The sequence below is a fragment of the Actinoplanes sp. NPDC051388 genome, from assembly GCF_055586225.1.
Map to the genome: position 1 here is coordinate 55,091 of NZ_JBVJIP010000030.1, position 20,608 is coordinate 75,698.

Annotated in this window: 16 protein-coding genes; 10 read left to right on the forward strand and 6 right to left on the reverse strand. The window is 72.3% G+C overall.

Going from position 1 to position 20,608, the window contains the following annotated elements:
* The first annotated feature begins 62 nt into the window (after nucleotides 1–62).
* Entirely contained in the window at nucleotides 63–1,166 is a 1,104-nt protein-coding gene (locus ACZ6TI_RS45315) for a glycerophosphodiester phosphodiesterase (protein ID WP_465351500.1), read from the forward strand.
* 164 nt (nucleotides 1,167–1,330) lie between these two features.
* Here ACZ6TI_RS45315 and ACZ6TI_RS45320 read toward each other — a convergent pair whose 3' ends face one another.
* From ACZ6TI_RS45320 to ACZ6TI_RS45330, 3 genes are all read right to left on the reverse strand, one after another.
* Nucleotides 1,331–4,051, reverse strand: coding sequence for a helix-turn-helix transcriptional regulator (locus ACZ6TI_RS45320; protein WP_465351501.1), 2,721 nt, complete (start codon nucleotides 4,049–4,051; stop codon nucleotides 1,331–1,333).
* Nucleotides 4,052–4,137: 86 nt separating this feature from the next.
* Entirely contained in the window at nucleotides 4,138–6,516 is a 2,379-nt protein-coding gene (locus ACZ6TI_RS45325; protein ID WP_465351502.1) for a hypothetical protein, read from the reverse strand.
* Complete coding sequence (locus tag ACZ6TI_RS45330; RefSeq protein ID WP_465351503.1) at nucleotides 6,513–8,099, reverse strand: P-loop domain-containing protein; 1,587 nt, start codon at nucleotides 8,097–8,099, stop codon at nucleotides 6,513–6,515. The genes ACZ6TI_RS45325 and ACZ6TI_RS45330 overlap by 4 nt, the downstream gene beginning before the upstream one ends.
* A 159-nt stretch (nucleotides 8,100–8,258) precedes the next feature.
* On the opposite strand from ACZ6TI_RS45330, the gene ACZ6TI_RS45335 reads away from it, so the two are divergent.
* Genes ACZ6TI_RS45335 through ACZ6TI_RS45365 form a run of 7 tightly spaced genes read left to right on the forward strand, consistent with a single transcriptional unit; the run spans nucleotide 8,259 to nucleotide 15,591 of the window.
* Nucleotides 8,259–9,131, forward strand: coding sequence for an FAD binding domain-containing protein (locus tag ACZ6TI_RS45335; RefSeq protein WP_465351504.1), 873 nt, complete (start codon nucleotides 8,259–8,261; stop codon nucleotides 9,129–9,131).
* Between the two features lie 5 nt (nucleotides 9,132–9,136).
* A complete protein-coding gene (locus ACZ6TI_RS45340) occupies nucleotides 9,137–9,607 on the forward strand; it encodes a (2Fe-2S)-binding protein (protein WP_465351505.1) in 471 nt (156 codons plus the stop codon).
* The gene (locus ACZ6TI_RS45345; protein ID WP_465351506.1) at nucleotides 9,604–12,000 is read left to right on the forward strand and encodes an aerobic carbon-monoxide dehydrogenase large subunit; all 2,397 of its coding nucleotides are present in this window, start codon (nucleotides 9,604–9,606) and stop codon (nucleotides 11,998–12,000) included. Before ACZ6TI_RS45340 ends, ACZ6TI_RS45345 begins: the two co-directional genes overlap by 4 nt.
* On the forward strand, nucleotides 11,997–12,845 hold the full coding sequence (locus ACZ6TI_RS45350; protein WP_465351507.1) for an XdhC family protein: 849 nt from the start codon (nucleotides 11,997–11,999) through the stop codon (nucleotides 12,843–12,845). Before ACZ6TI_RS45345 ends, ACZ6TI_RS45350 begins: the two co-directional genes overlap by 4 nt.
* The gene (locus ACZ6TI_RS45355; protein ID WP_465351508.1) at nucleotides 12,845–13,702 is read left to right on the forward strand and encodes an AAA family ATPase; all 858 of its coding nucleotides are present in this window, start codon (nucleotides 12,845–12,847) and stop codon (nucleotides 13,700–13,702) included. Before ACZ6TI_RS45350 ends, ACZ6TI_RS45355 begins: the two co-directional genes overlap by 1 nt.
* A complete protein-coding gene (locus tag ACZ6TI_RS45360; RefSeq protein ID WP_465351509.1) occupies nucleotides 13,699–14,457 on the forward strand; it encodes an SRPBCC family protein in 759 nt (252 codons plus the stop codon). Before ACZ6TI_RS45355 ends, ACZ6TI_RS45360 begins: the two co-directional genes overlap by 4 nt.
* Before the next feature lie 3 nt (nucleotides 14,458–14,460).
* Nucleotides 14,461–15,591 carry a vWA domain-containing protein gene (locus ACZ6TI_RS45365; RefSeq protein ID WP_465351510.1) on the forward strand — a complete coding sequence of 377 codons (1,131 nt, stop codon included), beginning with the start codon at nucleotides 14,461–14,463 and terminating at the stop codon, nucleotides 15,589–15,591.
* Here the strand turns inward: ACZ6TI_RS45365 and ACZ6TI_RS45370 are convergent.
* On the reverse strand, nucleotides 15,557–16,510 hold the full coding sequence (locus ACZ6TI_RS45370) for a LysR family transcriptional regulator (RefSeq protein WP_465351511.1): 954 nt from the start codon (nucleotides 16,508–16,510) through the stop codon (nucleotides 15,557–15,559). The genes ACZ6TI_RS45365 and ACZ6TI_RS45370 overlap by 35 nt on opposite strands.
* A gap of 81 nt (nucleotides 16,511–16,591) precedes the next feature.
* On the opposite strand from ACZ6TI_RS45370, the gene ACZ6TI_RS45375 reads away from it, so the two are divergent.
* A complete protein-coding gene (locus tag ACZ6TI_RS45375) occupies nucleotides 16,592–17,023 on the forward strand; it encodes a hypothetical protein (protein ID WP_465351512.1) in 432 nt (143 codons plus the stop codon).
* Here ACZ6TI_RS45375 and ACZ6TI_RS45380 read toward each other — a convergent pair.
* Together ACZ6TI_RS45380 and ACZ6TI_RS45385 are read right to left on the reverse strand one after the other, a co-directional pair.
* A complete protein-coding gene (locus tag ACZ6TI_RS45380; protein WP_465351513.1) occupies nucleotides 17,013–17,435 on the reverse strand; it encodes a DUF1801 domain-containing protein in 423 nt (140 codons plus the stop codon). The genes ACZ6TI_RS45375 and ACZ6TI_RS45380 overlap by 11 nt on opposite strands.
* Nucleotides 17,428–18,615: a GAF domain-containing protein gene (locus tag ACZ6TI_RS45385; protein ID WP_465351514.1), complete on the reverse strand. Its 1,188-nt coding sequence runs from the start codon at nucleotides 18,613–18,615 to the stop codon at nucleotides 17,428–17,430. Before ACZ6TI_RS45385 ends, ACZ6TI_RS45380 begins: the two co-directional genes overlap by 8 nt.
* 97 nt (nucleotides 18,616–18,712) lie before the next feature.
* Here ACZ6TI_RS45385 and ACZ6TI_RS45390 point away from each other — a divergent pair, with 97 nt between their 5' ends.
* Nucleotides 18,713–20,524 carry a flavin-containing monooxygenase gene (locus ACZ6TI_RS45390; RefSeq protein WP_465351515.1) on the forward strand — a complete coding sequence of 604 codons (1,812 nt, stop codon included), beginning with the start codon at nucleotides 18,713–18,715 and terminating at the stop codon, nucleotides 20,522–20,524.
* Nucleotides 20,525–20,608 lie beyond the last annotated feature (84 nt).

Consider the following 20,608-nt stretch of genomic DNA (forward strand, 5'->3'; position numbering starts at 1 on the left):
CACCTGGACTCGCGGGCGGGACAGGCACGGCGATGGGCGCCGGCCTCGCCCGTGGAGGAACCGTGGCCGATCGCCGTCAGGTGCTGCGCTTCGGCGCGCTCGCCGCCGCCGCACCCGTGGCCGCCGGTTTGACCTTTCCGGGGACCGCGCGGGCCGCCGAGCGGCGCCGGATCGTGGTCGGCCACCGCGGCGCGTCCGGCTACCGGCCCGAGCACACGCTCGCGTCCTACGAGCTGGCCGCGCGGACGGGTGCCGACTACATCGAGCCCGACCTGGTGTCCACCGGCGACGGCGTGCTGGTCGCCCGGCACGAGCCGGAGATCGGCGGCACCACGGACGTGGCGTCCAGGCCGGAGTTCGCGAGCCGCCGCCGCACGGTGCTGCTCGACGGCGTCGCGGTGACCGGCTGGTTCACCCACGACTTCACCCTGGCCGAGCTCAAGACGCTGCGCGCCACCGAGCGCATCCCGGCCGTGCGGCAGCGCAACACGCTCTACGACGGCCTGTTCGAGGTGCCGACCTTCGACGAGGTGCTGGCCCTGCGCGCCAGGCTGTCCCGCGAGCTCGGCCGGGAGATCGGCGTGTTCCCGGAGACCAAACACCCGACCTACTTCAGCGGCCTGGGTCTGGATCTCTCCCCGCGGCTGGTGCGGGCGCTGCGTGCTCGCGACCTGGACCGGGCCGGCGCCCGGGTGATCGTGCAATCCTTCGAGGCGCGCAACCTGATCGACCTGCGCCGGTTGCACCACCTGCGGGTGCCGCTGGCGTTCCTGACCGGCGGCAGCGGCGGGCCGTTCGGCGACCCGCGGTCCTACGCGGACTACCTGACCCCGGCCGGGCTGCGCGAGCTGTCCCGGTGGATCGACGGCATCGGCCCGGAGAAGGGGCAGATCATCCCCGCGGGCGCCACCACGCCGAGCTCGCTGGTCACCGACGCGCATGCGGCCGGCCTGATCGTGGTGCCCTACACGTTCCGCGCGGAGAACCAGTTCCTGCCGCCGCAGCTGCGCGTGGGCACCGACCCTGCCGCCTATGGGAAGGCGATCGACGAGCAGGTGCTGTTCTGGCGTACCGGGATCGACGGCCTCTTCACCGACCAGCCGGACATCGGCGTCCTGGCCCGCTCAGCCGCCTTCGCCGGCGCCGCCTCCCGCCCGGCGGCCTGATCCCGGCCCCCCTTGCTCTGCTTCCTAAGAGGAAGCGCGACCCCTCAAGGCGCAGAGCCCCTCTGCTTCCGCAGAGGAAGCGCGACCCCTCAGGGCGCAGAGCCCCTCTGCTTCCGCAGAGGCAGCGCTTCCTCAGGGGGAGCAGAGCAAAGGGCTCGCGAGGGTCAGGCCGAGGGCATCAGGCGGGCCAGTTCGGTGCGGGAGCGGACGCCCAGGCGGATGAAGACGTTGCGCAGGTGGTGGTCGACCGTGCGCGGGCTCAGGTACATCCGGGCCGCCACCTCGCGGTTGGTCGCGCCGTCGGCGACCAGGCGGGCGATGCGCTCCTGCTGGGCGGTCAGCGGGAGCCCGGCCGCGCCGGCCCGTTCCACGTGTTCGCCGGCCGCGCGCAGCTCGCCGTCCGCCTGCTCGGCCCACGGGCGGGCGTCCAGCAGGTTGAACGTGTCCAGCGCGCTGCGCAGGTGGTCACGAGCCGCGCCCGGGCGGCGGCGCCGGCGCAGCTCGCGGCCGAAGAGCAGCTCGGTGTGCGCGCGGGGGAAGTCGGCGTCGCCGATCGAGTGCAGGTCGAGCGCATCGCGGAAGTGCTGTTCGACCTCGTGCTCGTCGGTGGCGCGCAGGGCCAGGCAGCGTTTGCGCAGCGCCATCCAGCCGGGCTTGCCGGTGCCCGCGGCCCAGCTGTCGAACGCGGCGAACACCAGCTCGGCGGTCTCGCTCTGCGGCGCCGCCGTCTCGCCGCACCGCCACGCCGCCTCGGCCAGGTGCGGCAGCGCGGCCACCTGCAACACCACGTTGCCGTGCCCGGCCTCCACCGCGAACAGCCCGCGCAGCCGGTCCACCGTGGCCCGCGGCCGGTCCTGCACCAGGTCGAGCAGGCCCAACGCCCACTCGCACAGTCCGCGGGCCTGCTCGGGGCCGCCGCCGCCGTCCCGGATCGCGGCGTCCCGGATCCGCAGCAGGCAGGTCTCCCGGTCGCCGGCCAGCGCGGCGAGCACCGCCAGCGTGCCGAGCAGGCTCTGCGCCAGCCGCGGCTGCCCGCAGGCCCGGGCCAGCGCGACGCCGTCCAGCCCGGACGTGGTCGCCGCCTCGTAGCGCCCGGCGGCCAGGTCGGCAAACGCGGCCACCTCGAGCGCCTGCGGGACCAGCGCGGCCTCGCCACGCGCCCGGGCCAGCGCCACCGCGCGGAAGGCCAGCTCGGCGGCCCGGCCACCGTCGCCGATCAGCAGCCCGGCGTGCGCGGCCCGGATCAGCGCGAGCGGTTGCGGCACCCGGTCGGCCAGCTCGACCACCCGGCGCAGCTCGGGGAACGCGGTGGCGTGATCGCCCCGGAACATCGCGGCCAGCCCGGCGACGTGGCAGAACGCCAGGGTCAGCGCGGGCGTTGCGTCCTCCCGGCGCAGCGCCGCCATCTCGGCGGCCACCTCCTGATAGCCGTCGTGCCGGCCGGCCAGGTAGCGGGTCTCGCCGGCCAGCACCAGCGCCTCGGCCGCGGCGCCGACATCGTGCCCGGCGAGCCGGCGCGCATGGGCCAGCAGCGCGTCGCCGGCCACCGCCGCCGAACCGTCGCGCAGCCGCATCTCGGCGTCCAGCAGGACGGCGCCCACCCCGGTCGGTGCGGGGCTGCCCGAGCCGCGCAGCAGCAGCCCGGCCCGGTGCCGCTGGCCGCCGGTCCAGGCCTGCCGGGCGGCGGAGAGCAGGGCGTCGCCGGCCGCGTCCGGGCAGGCGGTGAGGCGTGCGGCGTGTTCCAGGGCGGTGGCCGCGGTGCGCGGGGCAGCGCCGGCCGCGGCCTCGATCAGGGCCCGGGAGAGCCCCTCGTCGGGGCCGGGGGTGGCGGCGGCGCGGTGGATCAGCGCGGGCAGGCGGCGGCCTCCGGCGGCGAGCGTACGGGCGAGGAGGTCGTGCACCTCGCGGCGGTCCTCGAGCGCCGCGTCGTGATAGGCGACCGCCCGGGTGACCGGCTCGCCGAAGGTGACCAGCGGCCCCGCGGTGGAGATCAGCCCGGCGTGCTCGGCGGGCGCCAGCGCGGCCAGGCTCAGCCCGGCGGCCAGCGCGGCGGCGTGCAGGTCGGAGGGGCGCAGATCGTCGGCGGCGGACGCGACCAGCACCAGGCGGCGGGTCTCCGCGGGCAGGGCATCCAGCGCGGCCCGGAACGCCGTCGCCACGGGACTGTGCGCGGGCAGGGTGACCGGCATCGGCACGTTGCCGTGGCGCTGCTCCGGGGTGAGCGCGGCGGTCAGGTCGGCGAGGGCGCCCGGGTTGCCGCCGGCCAGCTCGGCGAGGGCGGCGCCGACGTCGTCCGGCACCTGCGGCGCGCGGGCGGCGAGCAGCTGGCGTGCGGTGGCGGCGTCCCAGCGGGCCAGCCGCCGCACCGGCAGGCCGCCGGCCGGGTGCCCGGGCGCGACCGTGGCCAGCAGGGTGATCGGCTCGCCGTCGAGGCGGCGGGCGACGAACGCCAGCACCTCCCAGGACGGCCGGTCGAGCAGGTGGGCGTCGTCGACCAGCAGGAGCACCGGGCTCGTCCGGCCGGCCGCGCGCAGGACTCCCAGCGTGGCCAGCCCGAGCGCGAGGCGGCCGGCGTGCACCGGCATGCCCTCGATCGCCTGGCCGAGGGCGTCGTGCTGCCACCGCGGCAGGGTCGCGGCGTGCGCGAGGTCGGGGCCGACGATGCGCTGGAGTCCGGCGTACTCGATCGCGGTCTCCTCCGGGTCGCCCGGCACGAACCGCACGACGTGCCCGGTGGCCGCCCCGGCCGCCGACCGCAGCAGCGTGGTGCGCCCGCTGCCGACCGCCCCGGACAGCACCAGGACCCGCCCCGGACCCCCGCTGACCAGGTCGATGATCTCCGCCGCGTCGGTCCCGAAATGTTGCACCCGTGATGCAAATTCCATGGGTCCAAGTGTTACGCGCAGATGACAAAAACGGAAGGCATCGACCCCGACGAGATTCCGTGACGGCGCGCCGCCGCAGCGTGCGCCTATTGCGAGCCGGCTCCGCGGAACTCATCGACGAACGCCAGGGCGGCCGCGGGGTCCAGCCCGGCCAGAATCTGGAGGGGCGCTCTCCACTCGTCCAGGAACGCGTGGCCGAGCAATCGAGGTGCGTCGGCCGGCCGGGCCTGCTGGGCAAGCCGGCAGAAGGCGGCGGCGCGAAGCTTAGGGTCGGTGATCCGCCCGGCCACCGCGATCGCCCGGTTCAGGTCCTGCGGGAGCGCGGCTCGCGCGATCCTGGTCAGCGCGTCGCATTGGGGTTCCGCGTCCAGCACTCGCGCGGCCAGCGTTTCGGCCAGATCCAGCCGACCGGCCACGGCGGCGGCCTGGGCCAGACCCGACATGGTTCGTGACCGCCGGTAGTGCAGGTGGAGCTCGAGCGAATCCTTCCCGGGCGGGGGTGTATCGGTGATCTTTTCGATCGCTGCGACGCCCTCGTCGATCCACTCGTTGAGGGTCTCGACGTCGACGGTCCGGTGCATCTCCCGAAGGAGATCGAGCCACGCCTCGGAAGCTTTGTAAGGCGGGACGAACTGTCTGATCCAGGCCGCCGCGCGGTCACCGAAGCCGAGTTGCGCCGCCTGGACACACAGGCGCGACATCCAGGAGCCGACTTCATCAGTGTCGGTGCGGAAGATGTTCTCCACTGACTCCAGCAGGTCAGCGGCCCGCTCCGGAAGCTGCGCGCAGAGGGAGATGAGAGCCTCTGCCCGGAAGATAGGCATCTCGGCCGAGTCGGCTGTGCTGATCGCGGTCTCGACAAGATCTGCCGGATCCGGGGAGTGCGATGCCACCGTGCCGAGCGCGACCGCCCGCCTCCACTCCGGCTCGATGCCGTCGGCGAACTCACGGGCCCGGACCGGGTCGATCGGGGCGATCGCATCGACCAGCATCTCCTGTGCCGTCGCCCGCCACGCCGCGTCGCGTCCGACCAGCGGATAGAGGTCGAGTGCCTGTCCGATCTCGCCGCGCCGCAACCGCATCTTGATCAGCTCGTACAGCGCCCCGTCGCGGGCCTGGCCGGCGGTGATCGAAAGCGTCCGGTCGGTAGCGACGTCGATGTCACCCATCCGGGCGGTCATCTCCACCACGGCCGCCGGCCACATCAGTGAGCCGCTCGTGTCGACCGCGGCGCGGATGCCGGGCCAGGCCTCGTCGAACAGTGCCCGCGCCCGCTCTGTGCGGCCGGCCGTCAGCGCCAGTGCGCCCAGATTCGCCAGCATTGCGCATCGGCGCTCAGCACCGGAGACCGCGCGTGCGGCGGCTTCGGCCTGGTCGAGATCTTTTGCATCCGCCGCGATCGTGAACAGTTTCCACAGCGTTTCATCGCGGTCGTGGGAACTCTCGAATGCCATCGCCGTGGTCGTCGCCGCGGCGGGACGGCCGGCCCGGGCCAGTGCCTCGGCCAGCGCGATGTCGTCCGCCATGTCTTCGCGGGTCCGGACGGTGCGGCGGGCGTGCCGCTCCGCGGCCCGGGCGAATTCCCGGGCTCGATCGGATTCGCCGATGTCGACGGCCAGACGAGCCAGCTTGATCAGGTCGTTCACCCGCTCGAATTCGGGCTCAGCAGAGTTGATCACGGCAGCCGCGGCATCGAGGTCGGCGCCGGTATGGTCCCCGCCTTCAGCGATCGCCGCGGCCAGGTGGCGCTGCGCCCATCCGCGTTCCATGCCGTCGGGCATGCGGGCGATCCAGGACGCGATCAGTGCGGCATCCTCCGTGGGATCGAGCATCTCGACGACGGCCAGGCGTGCCGCGTCCTGCTCGTCCTCGTCGATGGCGTTCACCAGCGCCTCGGCTCGTTCCAGGTCGTTGGACGCGACGGCGGCCCAGGTCATCTCCGTGAGCACCCGAGTCCGTTCGTCAACCTCGCACCATTCAGTGCCCGGCACTGCCTCGTCGGCCCGGTCGAGAAAAGCCGCTCGTCGCACCGGGTCGTCGGTGACGGCGGCGAGCCAGGCATAGGCCTCCGCCCGTGCCGCGCCGTCCTCGATGTCGCCGGCGGCCTGCTCGCCGGCGAGCAGCAGCTCCGAAGCCCGGTCACCTGCCTGGCTTCCGGCGGCGAGCGTGGTGAAAGCCCTCGCGCGCCAATAGGGGTCTGAAATTCGGCCGGCGAGGGCGACGGCCGCGTCGAGCTCTTCGGCATCGGCCTGCATTTCGGTGATCTCGGCCAGTGTCCGGGAACGCTGCGGTTCGCGCGGTATCGACCACGCCTGCTGTTCGGCTCGCAGCCGGTCGCCGGCGTCCGCCGTGAACTCACTGACCAGGGTCATGGCGACGCTTCGTGCGTTCGGATCCTCGATGGAACGAGCCAGTTCCTCAGCTCTCTCGGGAATACCGATCTGGCCCATCAGCTCGACGATCAACGAACGCAGCTGGTCACCCTCGGTGGCGTTCCCGATCCATCCGGTGGACGCGACGGCCCGTTCCGCATAGGCCCGCGCCTGATCGGGGTTCCGGTCTCGGCGGCTGATCGGGCCAGCGCCATCAGGGCGAAGGTGTGCGACTTGGGCTCGGTGATCGACCCGAGCAGCGCCTCGGCTCGCTGCGGCGCGCCGAGCAGTGCCCACAACGCCGGAAGGTCCCAGGAGAGGCGCCGGTTGCGGGCAAGCAGCCGGTCGCGGTACGCGGCGAGCCGGGCCAGCCGGGCCAGGTCGACGTCCGCGGCCAGGAGCAGAGCGCGTTGGGCCGCGCCGACCTCACCGAGGGCCGTGCCGTCGCCACCACTGACCTCGAGCATCCTGTCGTGCCTGGTAGCGTCGGCCGCGTTCGTCAGCACCCGGTCGGTGTCGCCGGCCACGAGCAGCATCTCGAAGTAGGTGCGGAGCAGGTATTCCGGTGTGTCCTCCGGCCAGCCGCGCTCCCGATAGCCGTCGGCCCACGCGTTGATCCGGAGCCGGTATTCGGATGCCCTGCCGGAGAGGTACTCCGCCGCCTTGGCCTGGAGCTCCTCGTGACCCAGCAGGAAGACGTCGGCCGCCGGGCGCCAGGTGCTCGGCCAACGGGCGAAGGTCCGCCCGGAGACGGCCTCGAGCTGCCGAGACACCCGCCAGCGAGCCGATCCGGTGAGTTCGGTCAGGTCCGACTCGGTCAAGCCGCCACCGGCCACGGTCACCAGGCCGAGGAGGTCCTGCTCCAGTTCGGAGCCGTCGAGCAATCGCTGCAGCTCGCGCTCCAGGTCGGCGCGGACCGCGCGGGCGTGCGGCGAGGGCGAAAGTGTCGTCCGGACGTCGCCGGCACGCAACGGATGATCATCGGGCAGGTCGGCGGGCAGCGGAGGCTCCGGCCGGCTGGACACGATGATCCGCATTCCGTGGGGCGGCTCAGCCGGCAACAGCGCGGCGATGCTGTACGCATCGGCTCCGGGCGTCACGCCGCGGTCCTCGTCCAGCCCGTCGACCACGAGCACCAGCCGCTCGTTCCGCGCGCGCACGGCCGCGGCCGCCCGGTGGAGAAGTTCAAGCAGGTGCGCATCCCGTGTCGAGCCCGAGAGGTTCGCCGGCAGCGGGCTGCCGAGCAGTTCGCTCAGCTGCTCGAGGAGGACCTCGGCGAAGCCGCGGCGATCAGCCTGCCCCGGGAACCGCGCCGTGACGAAGAAGGACAACACTCGGACGCCGCTCGGCGGATGCTGGACGAACCAGGCCATCAACGCCGATTTCCCGGTCCACGCCGGTCCCCGCCACCACACGTAGGGTCCGGAAGCGGGATCCGTGCAGAACCGGGTGAGCTCGGCCAGTTCGGGGCCGCGGCCGGCCAGCGAGCGTGGTGACAACCGATCGACCAGTTGCTGATAGGCGGAATGGGCGGCCGGCGTGACTCCGACGTGCACGGCGCCGATCTCGAGCTGGATGTTGACCGCGTCGTCGCCGGTGGAGACGATGCCGGAATTGGTTCCCGCGGCGACCGACGCCGTCCCCTCCGCGCTGACCGACGGGCCGGACGGATCCACGCGGTGACCTCCCATCGCCGGTCGCCCGAGAATCGTACCCAGCTGTACGTCGGCTGAACGGCGGCCGACCTGGTTAAGCACTTGCTTAGGTCGCTGTTGACATTGTGTGTGGGGCGGGACACATACTGCTGTCGATCACCCACATAGGAGCGTGGCCGCATGCAGGTCCCCGGACCGTTCGAATATGAGCGCGCTACCAGCGTCGATCAGGCCATCGGGCTGATGGAGCGACTCGGACCCACCGCCCGGCTCGTGGCCGGCGGGCACAGCCTGCTGCCGATGATGAAGCTGCGGCTGGCGAACTTCGACTATCTGATCGACATCAACGACCTGCACGACGAGCTCGGCCACATCGAGGTCGAGGCCCAGCAGGTGCGGATCGGCGCCATGACCCGGCACCGTGAGCTGCTCGAATCCGATGAGCTGGCCGCCGTCTTCCCGATCTTCCGCGACGCCGAGAAGGTGATCGCCGACCCGGTGGTGCGCAACCGGGGCACGCTCGGCGGCTCGCTCTGCCAGGCCGACCCCTCCGAGGACCTGTCCGCGGTCTGCACCACGCTGGGCGCGAGCTGCGTGATCCGCGGTCCGGGCGGCACCCGCACGGTGACCATGGAGGACTTCCACCGCGGACCCTACGAGACGGCGGTCGGCGACGGCGAGATGCTGCTCGAGGTGCGGCTCCCGATCCGGCCGAACGGCGGCAGCGCGTACGAGAAGGTGGAGCGCCGGGCCGGGGACTGGGCGGTCACCTCGGCCGGCGCCGCGGTCTGGCTGAACGCGGACGGCACCGTGGCGGACGCCCGGGTCGGCCTGGCCGCGGTCGGGCCGAACACCACCGGCATCCCGGCCATCTCCGCCGCGATCACCGGCGAGCCACCGTCCGAGGACCTGTACGACCGGGCGGCCGCGATCGCCCGGGACAGTTGCGACCCGGCCACGGACCAGCGCGGCAGCGCGGACTACAAGCGTCATCTGGCCGGCGAGCTCACCCGCCGCACGCTGCGGCGTGCCGTGCAACGGATCGGGGGTTAGGCGCCATGCAGGTCACCATGACGGTCAACGACGTCGAGTACACGCGGGAGATCGAGGGCCGGCTGCTGCTGGTCCACTTCCTGCGGGACGTGCTCGGGCTGACCGGCACGCACTGGGGCTGCGACACGAGCAACTGCGGCACCTGCGTCGTCTGGATGGACGAGGAGCCGGTGAAGTCCTGCACGGTGCTGGCCGCGATGGCGGGCGGGCGCCGCGTGCGTACCGTCGAAGGTCTGGCGAACGGGGCGGAACTCGATCCGGTGCAACAGGGCTTCATCCAGTGTCACGGATTGCAGTGCGGCTTCTGCACGCCGGGCATGATGATGACCGCGCGGGCGCTGCTGGACCGCAACCCTGATCCCAGTGACGGCGAGATCCGCGAGGCGATCTCGGGGCAGATCTGCCGGTGCACGGGCTACGCGACGATCGTGCGGTCCGTGAAGTGGGCGGCCGAGAAGGAGGCCGCGGCGAAATGACCACCATTCAGGAACCGCCGCAGAAGGTCGAGTTCGAGAACAACGATCAGAAGCCCGTCGGCTACGGCCGGATGCTGCGCAAGGAGGACCCGCGCTTCGTGCGCGGCCGCGGACGGTACGTGGACGACGTGCAACTGCCCGGCATGTTGCACCTGGCGATCCTCCGCTCCCCCTTCGCGCACGCCCGCATCGTCTCGGTCGACACCAGCGCCGCGGAGGCGGCACCCGGCGTGAAGGCGGTGGTCACCGGCGCCGCCCTGGCCGCGCAGAACCTGGCCTGGATGCCCACCCTGTCGAACGACGTGCAGGCCGTGCTGGCCACCGACAAGGTTCGTTTCCAAGGCCAGGAGGTGGCGTTCGTCGTCGCCGAGGACCGGTACACGGCCCGCGACGCGCTCGAGCTGATCGACGTGGAATACGACGTGCTCGACCCGGTGATCGACGTGCGCACCGCGCTCGCCGCGGACGCGCCGCTGATCCGCGACGACCTCGAGGGCAAGACGAACAACCACTGCTTCGACTGGGAGACCGGCGACGAGGCGGCCACCGACAAGGTGTTCCGCGAGGCCGACGTGGTGGTCACCGAGGACATCGTCTATCCGCGGGTGCATCCGGCGCCGATGGAGACCTGCGGCGCGGTGGCCGACTTCGACCCGGTGGAGGGCAAGCTCAAGCTGTGGTCGACCACGCAGGCGCCGCACGCGCACCGCACGCTCTATGCGATCGTGGCCGGCATCCCGGAGCACAAGATCCAGGTGATCGCCCCGGACATCGGCGGCGGCTTCGGCAACAAGGTGCCGATCTACCCCGGCTACGTGTGCGCGATCGTCGCCTCCATCGTCACCGGCAAGCCGGTCAAGTGGATGGAGGACCGCTCGGAGAACCTGATCTCGACCGGTTTCGCCCGCGACTACATCATGCGCGGCGAGATCGCGGCGACCTCGGACGGGCGCATCCTGGCGATCCGCACCAACGTGCTCGCCGACCACGGCGCGTTCAACGGGACCGCGGCGCCGGTGAAGTATCCGGCCGGCTTCTTCGGGGTGTTCACCGGCAGCTACGACATCGAGGCCGCGTACTGCAAGATGACCGCGGTCTACACCAACAAGGCGCCCGGCGGGGTGGCGTACGCCTGCTCGTTCCGGATCACCGAGGCGGTCTATCTGGTCGAGCGGATCGTCGACTGCCTGGCGTACAAGCTGGAGATGGATCCGGCCGAGCTGCGGCTGAAGAACTTCATCAAGCCCGAGCAGTTCCCCTACACGACCAAGACCGGCTGGGTGTACGACTCCGGTGACTACGAGCCCACCATGCGGCTCGCGATGGAGATGGCCGGCTACGACGAGCTGCGCAAGGAGCAGGCCGAGAAGCGGACCCGCGGCGAGCTGATGGGCATCGGCATCGCGTTCTTCACCGAGGCGGTCGGGGCCGGCCCGCGCAAGGACATGGACATCCTCGGGCTGGGCATGGCCGACGGCTGCGAGCTGCGGGTGCACCCGACCGGCAAGGCGGTGGTGCGGCTCAGCGTGCAGAGCCAGGGCCAGGGCCACGAGACCACGTTCGCGCAGATCGTGGCCGAGGAGATCGGCATCCCGCCGGCCGACATCGACGTGGTGCACGGCGACACCGACAACACGCCGTTCGGGCTGGGCACCTATGGCAGCCGGTCGACGCCGGTGTCCGGGGCGGCGGCCGCGCTGGTGGCCCGCAAGGTGCGCGACAAGGCGCGGATCATCGCCTCCGGGATGCTCGAGGTGTCGGTGGCCGACCTGGAGTGGGACAAGGGCGCCTTCCGGGTGGCCGGCGACCCGGGCAAGTCGGTGACCATCCAGGACATCGCGATGCGCGCACACGGCGCCGGCGACCTGCCGGACGGCGTGGAGGGCGGGCTCGAGGCGCAGATCTGCTACAACCCGTCGAACCTCACCTATCCGCACGGCGCCTACATCTGTGTGGTGGACGTGGATCCGGGCACCGCGGTGGTGAAGGTGCGCCGGTTCATCGCGGTGGACGACTGCGGCACCCGGATCAACCCGATGATCATCGAGGGGCAGGTGCACGGCGGCCTGACCGACGGCGTGGGCATGGCGCTGATGGAGATGATCGCGTTCGACGAGGACGGCAACTGCCTGGGCGCGTCGCTGATGGACTATCTGATCCCGACCGCGCTCGAGGTGCCCGACTGGGAGACCGGTTTCACCGTGACCCCGTCGCCGCACCACCCGATCGGCGCGAAGGGTGTGGGCGAGTCGGCGACCGTGGGCTCCCCGCCGGCCATCGTGAACGCGGTGGTGGACGCGCTCAAGCCGTTCGGCGTCAGCCACGCCGACATGCCGCTCACGCCCTCACGGGTGTGGGAGGCCATGCGCGGCAACGCGAGGCCGCCGGTATGACGGATATCGTCGAGCGGGCTCGATCGCTGACCGATCAGCGGCGGCCGTTCGTGCACGCGACCGTCGTCCGGGCGCAGGAGCCGACCTCGGCGCGGGCCGGGGACGCGGCGGTGATCCTGGACGACGGGACCATCGAGGGGTTCGTCGGCGGGCAGTGCGCGGAGAGTTCGGTGCGGGCCGCCGCCATGGACACCCTGCGGGACGGCCACACGCTGCTGCTGCGGGTGCTGCCGGAGACCTCCGACGAGTTCCCGGAGGCGCCGGGCGCGCAGGTGGTGGTGAACCCGTGCCTGTCCGGCGGGGCGATCGAGATCTTCCTGCGGCCGGTGCTGCCGCGGCCGGTGCTGAGCGTGGCGGGCACGACCCCGATCGGTACGGCCGTCGCCGAGCTGGCGCGGTTCCTCGACTTCGAGGTGGCCGACGACGTCCGCGGAGCCACCGCGGTGGTGGTCGCCGGCCTCGGTCGCGGTGAGGAGGCCGCGATCCGGACCGCGCTGGATGCCGGCGTCGGCTACATCGCCCTGGTGGCGAGCCCGCGCCGCGGTCCGCAGGTGCTGGCCGAGCTGGGCCTGACCGAGGCCGAGCGCACACGCATCCACACGCCGGCGGGCGCCTGGATCGGTGCCCGGACACCGCCGGAGATCGCCCTGTCCATCATGTCCGACATCGTCAAAGAAGTCCGCCTGGGCGGTCTGCAGCCAGCACCGGGAGACTCACCGAGCCTGATGGAAGCGCAAGACCCGATCTGCGGCATGACCGTCCTCATTACCCCGGGCGCCCTCACCGACGGCGCCGGCCACTACTTCTGCGGGCCGGGCTGCCTGGCCGCATACACCGCGGCGTGATGCGGGACGCGGCCGACGTCCGGCAGCAGCTCGACGGCGTCGGCTACCTGGTCGACGACGGGATGGCGATGGCGCTGTTCCTGGCCCTGCGGCTGGGCAAGCCGCTGCTGCTCGAGGGCGAGCCCGGCGTCGGCAAGACGGCGGCCGCCAAGGCGCTGGCCAACGCCCTGGACGCGCCGTTCCTGCGGCTGCAGTGCTATGAGGGGCTGACCGCCGCCGAGGCCCTCTACGAGTGGAACCACCAGCGGCAGCTGCTCGCCATCCGGCTGGCCGAGGCCCGCCACGAGCGGCTCACCGACGCCGACCTGTTCACCGGCGAGTTCCTGCTGGAACGGCCGATCCTGCGCGCGGTGCGGCACGACGGCCCGGTGCCGCCGGTGCTGCTGATCGACGAGATCGACCGGGCCGACGACGAGTTCGAGGCGCTGCTGTTCGAGTTCCTCGGCGAGTCCGCGATCACCATCCCGGAGCTGGGCACGTTCACCGCGATCCGGCCGCCGGTCGTGGTGCTCACCTCGAACCGCAGCCGCGACCTGCACGACGCCCTGCGCCGCCGGTGCCTCTATCACTGGATCGACTTCCCGGCGCCGGCCCGGGCCGCGGAGATCCTGCGGCGCAGCGTGCCGGCGGCGGGCGAGCCGCTGATCCGCTCGGCCACCGAGTTCGTCGGCCGGGCCCGCGAGCTCGACCTGGACAAGGCTCCGGGGATGGCGGAGGCGATCGATTGGGTGGGCGCGCTGGCCGCGCTGGGCGCCGGTGAGCTGGTCCGCGACGACCTGCTGGCCACGCTCGGCACGATCGCGAAGACGCCCGACGACCGCACGGCCATCGCCGCCCTGCTGGAGGAGACGACATGAGGATCACCAACGAGTTCACCGTGCACACCCCGGTCGAGAAGGCCTGGCAGGTGCTGACCGACCTGGAGGGCATCGCGCCCTGCCTGCCCGGGGCTCAGCTCACCGGCGTGGACGGCGACGTCTACAAGGGCAAGGTGAAGGTCAAGGTGGGTCCGGTGATCTCGGATTTCTCCGGCACCGCGCAGTTCGTGGAGAAGGACGACGAGAAGTATCGGGCGGTGATCGACGCCAAGGGGCGCGACGCCCGGTCGGCCGGGAACGCGGCCGCGATGATCACCGCGGAGCTGCGGCCGGACGGTGACTCGACGGTGGTCACGGTGGACACCGACCTGAAGATCTCCGGGAAGCTGGCGCAGTTCGGCAGCGGGATGATCAAGGAGGTGTCGGGGAAGCTGCTCGGCCAGTTCGTGGAGTCCCTGGAGGCCAAGATCGCCGCCGGCGACACCCCGCCCGCACCGGTGACGGAAACCCCGGCGGTGGCGGAGAGCAAGCCCGCCGCGGAGCTCAACGGCGTGCCGATCAAGCCCGCCGAGGCCGCCTTCGAGACGGAACGCCCGCCGGTGCCAGCGACCGTCGAGACCGCCGGGCGGGCGGCTGCCGTGCGGGCCGGCGTACACCAGGAGGAGCCGGAGCCGCTCGACCTGATGGACCTGGCCGGGGGTTCGCTGCGGAAGCGGCTCCTGCCGCTGGCCGCCGGAGTCGTGGTGGCCGTCGTCGCCGTGATCGTCTGGCGCCGTGCCCGCAGCAAAAACTGATCAATGCCGGCGAATCAGCAAAGCGCGAACACTCCGCTGCGCGGGGTGGACAACGCGGCCTTCGCGGTCGCCCTGGCCGATCGGCTGCGCAAGGCCGGGGTGAGCCTCGGGCTGGCCAACGTGCGGGACTTCATCCAGGCCCTCGAAGCCGCGCCGCCGCGGGACGCCGACTCGCTCTACTGGATCGCGCGGATCACGCTCGTGCACCGGCGCGAGGACCTGGACGTGCTGACGACGACGTTCGGCGGGACCGGCGTGTTCGTCCGGGAATCCGGCGACACCCTGGTCTCGATGCCGGCCGGGCGGGACGAATCCGCGGAGGGCGGCGGGCTGCCCTGGACGACGCTGCCGCCGGTGACCGGCGCGGCCGACGACGAGCCGGTCGGCCCGGAGATCCCGCAGCGGATGCCGAGCCGGGTCGAAGAGCTGGCCGACCGGCCGTTCGAGGAGCTGGATGCGGCCGAGCTCGCGGCGCTCGGCGAGTGGCTGCGAGATGCGGTGCGGCGCTGGCCGGCCCGGCGCACCCGGCGGCAGGCGACCGATCCGGCCGGTCACCGGATCGCGCTGCGGCCCACCATCGCCCGGGCCCGGCGCACCGGCTGGGAGCCGATCGAGCTGGTCCGTCAGCGGCCGGTCCGCCGGCCGCGCCGGGTGGTGCTGCTCTGCGACGTGAGCCAGTCGATGTCCGCGCAGATCCCGGCCTACCTGCTGCTGATGCGCGCGCTCGCGGACGTGGCGCGGGCCGACGCGTTCGCCTTCGCGACCCGGCTGACCCGGATCACCGGCCCGGACGTCTCCCCCGCGGACCGGTTCGGCGGAACCCGGATCGCCTCCGCGGTGCGGGACCTGCTGCGCCGGCACGGTGACGCGGTGCGCGGCGCGATCGTGCTGATCGGCTCGGACGGGTGGGACAGCGATCCGCCGGAGGAGCTGGCCGCGGCGATGGCCCGGCTGCACCGGCGCGCTCACCGGGTGGTCTGGCTCAACCCCAGGGCCGGAGCCGACGGGTACGAACCCAGAGTCGCGTCGATGGCCGCCGCCCTGCCGCATTGCGACGAGTTGCTCCCCGCCGGGACGTTCCGGCACCTGAAGGACGCGCTCAGCTCCATAACGTCACGTGGATCGACGGCTTGAACCGGCCCACCGTGACGCCGGTCCCCCGCACCATCGCCTGGATCGCCCGCGGCGTGGACGCGAACCGGCTCAGCTCGTCCGCCGCCGGCGTGCTGGCCGCGCCCAGCCGGATGGTGTGCCACTGCCCGTCGATCGGCACCGCCGGGCCGGACACCCGCACCAGCTGACCTCGCGAGATGTCCTGCGCCACCGCGAAGGACAGCACCGGCGCCACGCCCTTGTTGCGCTTGGCCTCCTCGATCGCGGCCGCGTGGCTCTGGAAGATCTGCTGCCGGTCCTCGGGCACCGCGAGCCGGCGCAGCATCGCGTGCACCGCGCCCAGGCTGGACGCGGCGGACGGCCCGAGCAGCCAGGTCTGCTCGCGCAGCCGCGGCAGGCCGGCGTGCCCGGAGGAGAGCACGTGCTCGGGGCCCGCCACCAGCACGATCTGGTGGTTCATCACCGGCCGGGCGACCAGCGCCGGATCGATGCCGCCGGGCAGCGGGCCGATGGTGATGTCCACCGCCCGGGTCAGCAGCAGCGTCTCGAACCGCAGCGGGTCCTGCACGCTCAGCTCGACGTCGAGGTCGGCGGCACGGGCGCCGAACAGCTCGAGCAGGCCCGGCGCGGCGTGCTCGGCGAACAGGCTGGACGCGGCGACCCGCAGCAGGCGCCGGCCCCGGCCGGCCTCGCTGACCTCGAGGATGGTGCGGTCCTGCAGGCCGAGCAGCTCGGCGGCCCGGCTGGCCAGCCGCAACCCGCCCGGTGTGAAGGCCAGCCCGGCGGCGGTGCGGGTGAACAGCTGATCGCCCAGTTCCCTGCGCAGCTGTCCGATGTTGAGCGACACCGCGGACTCGGAGACGCCCAGCTCGACGGCCGCGTTCTTCACCGAGCCGTGCCGGACCACCGCGGCGTAGGCGCGTAACTGCGTCGGCGTCATTGCCCAACCCCTGTCGATCTTTCTCCCGCACACTATCCCGCTCAGCTTGAGACCGGCGGCGTCGATGAGCAGGATGGCGGGATGGGCCGAATCGATGCGCGTTTTCTCCTTGTTCTGCCGCTGCTGGCGCTGGGCGCCTGCGGCGATGACGAACCGGCGCCCACCCCGGCGCCGTCCGTGACCTTCTCGGCCGCACCGATCCCCAGCACGCTGCCGTCGTCCGACACCCCGGAGCCCGAGCCGTCCGATTCGGTCTACGAGGAGGAGGACGAGGAGCCGACCGCGGCGCCCGGCGACCTGCCCGACGAGGTGCAGTCCTATCTCGACGAGGCGATCGGGCGCGAGCTGGGCGCGCTGGAGGGGGCCACGCCGGAGCAGGCGGACGGGCGGCGCAAAGCCCTCGACCGGCTGCCGGAACAGCCGGAGAAGGTGCTGGTGGCGCTGAAGAGCTACTCCTGGTTCTCGCCGGAGGCCAAGACGCTCTACGACAAGGCGGTCGCCGCTACGAAGTGACGGTGCGGCCGTCCAGCGCCTGGAACGCGCCCGACACCAGCTCGCGCAGGGCCTCGCGGTCGACGTCGGCGAGCTTCTTCAGATAGAGGCAGGACTTGCCGATCTTGTGCGGCCCGAGCCGGTTGAGCACGTTCTCCGCGCCGTCGAAGCCGGTGGACAGATAGAGCACCAGCGCGGTCTTGCGGGGCGCCAGGCCGACCGCCGGCCAGTCGCCCTCGCGGCCGGTGGCGTACTTGTAGTGGTAGGTGCCGAAGCCGACGATGCTGTCGCCCCACATCACCGGGGCGGCGCCGGTCACGTCGCTGATCAGCACGCACGCCTCCAGCGCGTCGGCCCGCCGTTTCGGGTCGGCCACCGCGTCGAGGAATTCGTTGGCACTCGCCGTGGTCGCGAGGGTCTTCGGATCAGCCATGGTCCACCTTCAGATCGACGCCTTGGGCCAGACGGTAGGGGTTGGTCGCGACCAGCGCACCGATGCCGCGCCGCAGCCGGGAGATCTCCGCCCGCACGGTGACCACGTGCTGGCCGTCGCCGTAGAGGGCGTGGCTGAGCCGGCTCGCGCTCACCCCGGCGGGTCCGGCGGCGTGCAGCAGGGTGAGGATCTCGGCGTGCCGGCGGGTCAGCGGCGCCACCCACGGCTCACCCTCCCCCCGCACGGTCAGCAACGGCGTCCCGGCCAGCGTCAGCGTCGCGCGCAGCCCGCTCTGCTGCCCGGCCGGGCGCACGATCCAGCCCTCGGCCAGGCGTTCCGGAAGACACAACCCCATTCCGGGTACGGCCAGCGCGGTGCCCGACCGCGGCGCCGCGATCCGGTCCCGGGTGGCCAGCCCGGAGTGATGTGCCACCCAGCCGTGATCGTCCACCACCAGCAGCGGTCCGCAGGTGGTGGCCACGACGTGCTCGGCGGACCGCCGCAGCCGCTCGAGCCGGTCCGCGTGGTGCCGCCAGAGCTGCGACTCGGCCAGCCGCACCGCGGTCTCCACCAGCGCTCCGATCGCCGGGTGCAGGGTGAGCGCCGGGCCGCTGACGTCGACGATGCCGAGCAGCTCACCGGTCCGCGGGTCGTGGATCGGGTACGCCGTGCAGTACCACGCGTGCTGCGCCTGCTCGAAGTGTTCCGCGGAGAACAGCTCGACCGGCGCCGCCTCGACCAGCGCGGTGCCGATCGCGTTGGTGCCGACGGTCGACTCGGTCCAGAACACGCCCTCGCTGAAGCCCAGGTCGTCGGCCCGCCGCCGCACCGACGAGGCGCCCTCGCGCCACAGGATCACGCCCTCGGCGTCGGTCACCACCATCAGGAAGTGCGAGGCGTCGGCCACGCCCCCGATCACCTGCAGCAGGTCGCCGATCACCAGGTGCAGTGGCGATTCGCCGCGCCGGCGTTCCACCTCGCCCCAGTCCATCGGGTCGCGCCGGTTCTCGTGGTCCGGATCCAGCCCGAAGCCCAGCGTCCGCGACCAGGACCGCTCGACGAGGGCGCGGGGACGCTCCGGCGCGTGGCCGCCACCGATCACGGCGTGGTGGACACGGCGGAGGTTCCGGGCATGCTGGGACAGATCGGTGCCGGGCCGGATCGCGTTGTAGTTCCCCACGGTCGGCCCTCCTTTGACCGAGCATAAGCCCCGCGGCCATGTGTGCAATATGTTGCAACCCTGTTGCGTGGTGGGGTCGGCGGCGTCTGCTGACGGCATGACGCAGACTCTCCAGCCGGACACCACCGCCGGCACCCCCCAGCAACGAGTGGACGCCTGGCTCGCGTCGTTCGAGGCCGCCCTGAAGGCACGCGACGTGCGGGCCGCCGCGAACCTGTTCGCCGTCGACTCGTACTGGCGGGACCTGATCTCGTTCACCTGGAACATCACCACCGTCGAGGGCCGCGACGGGGTCGCCGACCTGCTCACGCAGACCCTGGACGGGGTCGGCCCGAGCGGCTTCGCGACGACCGAGGAGCCGGCCGAGGCGGGCGGCGTCGTCGAGGCGTGGATCAGATTCGAGACCGCGGCCGGTCGCGGCACCGCTCACCTGCGGCTCAAGGATGAGGGCGCCTGGACGCTGCTCACCACGCTGCGCGAGCTCAAGGGCCACGAGGAGGCGCAGGGCGAGGCGCGGCCGCAGGGCGTCTCGCACACGCTGACCAAGGGCCGCAGGTCGTGGCGGGAGGAGCGCGCCGCGGAGGAGGCGGCGCTGGGCACCGGCGTCCAGCCGTACGTGCTGGTGATCGGCGGCGGGCAGGGCGGCATCGCGCTCGGCGCCCGGCTGCGTCAGCTCGGCGTGCCGGCCCTGGTCGTGGACAAGCACGACCGGCCCGGCGATCAGTGGCGCAAGCGCTACAAGTCGCTCTGCCTGCACGACCCGGTCTGGTACGACCACCTGCCCTACCTGCCGTTCCCGAAGAACTGGCCGGTGTTCGCGCCGAAGGACAAGATCGCGGACTGGCTGGAGATGTACACCCGGGTGATGGAGGTGCCGTACTGGTCGCGGTCGACGGTGCGCTCGGCGACCTACCGGGACGGGACGTGGAGCGTGATCGTCGACCGGGACGGCGAGTCGGTCGAGCTCACCCCGACGCAGCTGGTCTTCGCCACCGGCATGTCCGGCAAGCCGAACATCCCCTCGCTCCCGGGATCCGACGTGTTCCGGGGCGAGCAGCACCACTCGTCGCAACATCCCGGGCCCGAGGCGTACCGCGGGAAGAAGGTTGTGGTTGTCGGGTCGAACAACTCGGCCTTCGACATCTGCGGCGCCCTGTGGGAGAACGACGCGGACGTGACGATGGTGCAGCGGTCGTCCACGCACATCGTGAAGTCGGCGTCGCTGATGGACATCGGGCTGGGTGATCTCTATTCCGAGCGGGCCGTCGCGGCGGGCGTGACCACCGACAAGGCCGACCTGATCTTCGCGTCGCTGCCCTACCGGATCCTGCACGAGTTCCAGATCCCGGCCTACCGGCAGATGGCCGAGCGGGACGCGGACTTCTACGCCCGGCTGGAGACGGCCGGCTTCGAGCACGACTGGGGCGCGGACGGCTCCGGCCTGTTCATGAAGTACCTGCGACGCGGCTCCGGCTACTACATCGACGTGGGCGCCGCCGACCTGATCGCGGACGGGCAGGTCAAGCTGGCGCACGGGCAGGTCGACCACCTGGTCGAGGACGGCGTGGTGCTGGCCGACGGGACCTTCCTGGAGGCCGACCTGGTCGTCTACGCCACCGGCTACGGCTCGATGAACGGCTGGGTCGCGGACATCGTCGACCAGGAGACCGCCGACCGGGTGGGCAAGGTGTGGGGGCTCGGCTCGGACACGCCCAAGGACCCGGGGCCGTGGGAGGGCGAGCAGCGCAACATGTGGAAGCCCACCCGGCAGCAGAACCTGTGGTTCCACGGCGGCAACCTGCACCAGTCGCGGCACTACTCGCTCTATCTGGCGTTGCAGCTCAAGGCCCGGTACGAGGGTTTGAAGACGCCGGTCTACCGGCTGGCCGAGGTGCACCACACGTCGTGACCGCGGGCCCTTTGCTCTGCTTCCTCTGAGGCCGCGCTCCCTCTGGGGAAGCAGAGCGGCTCTGCTTCCTCTGAGGCCGCGCTC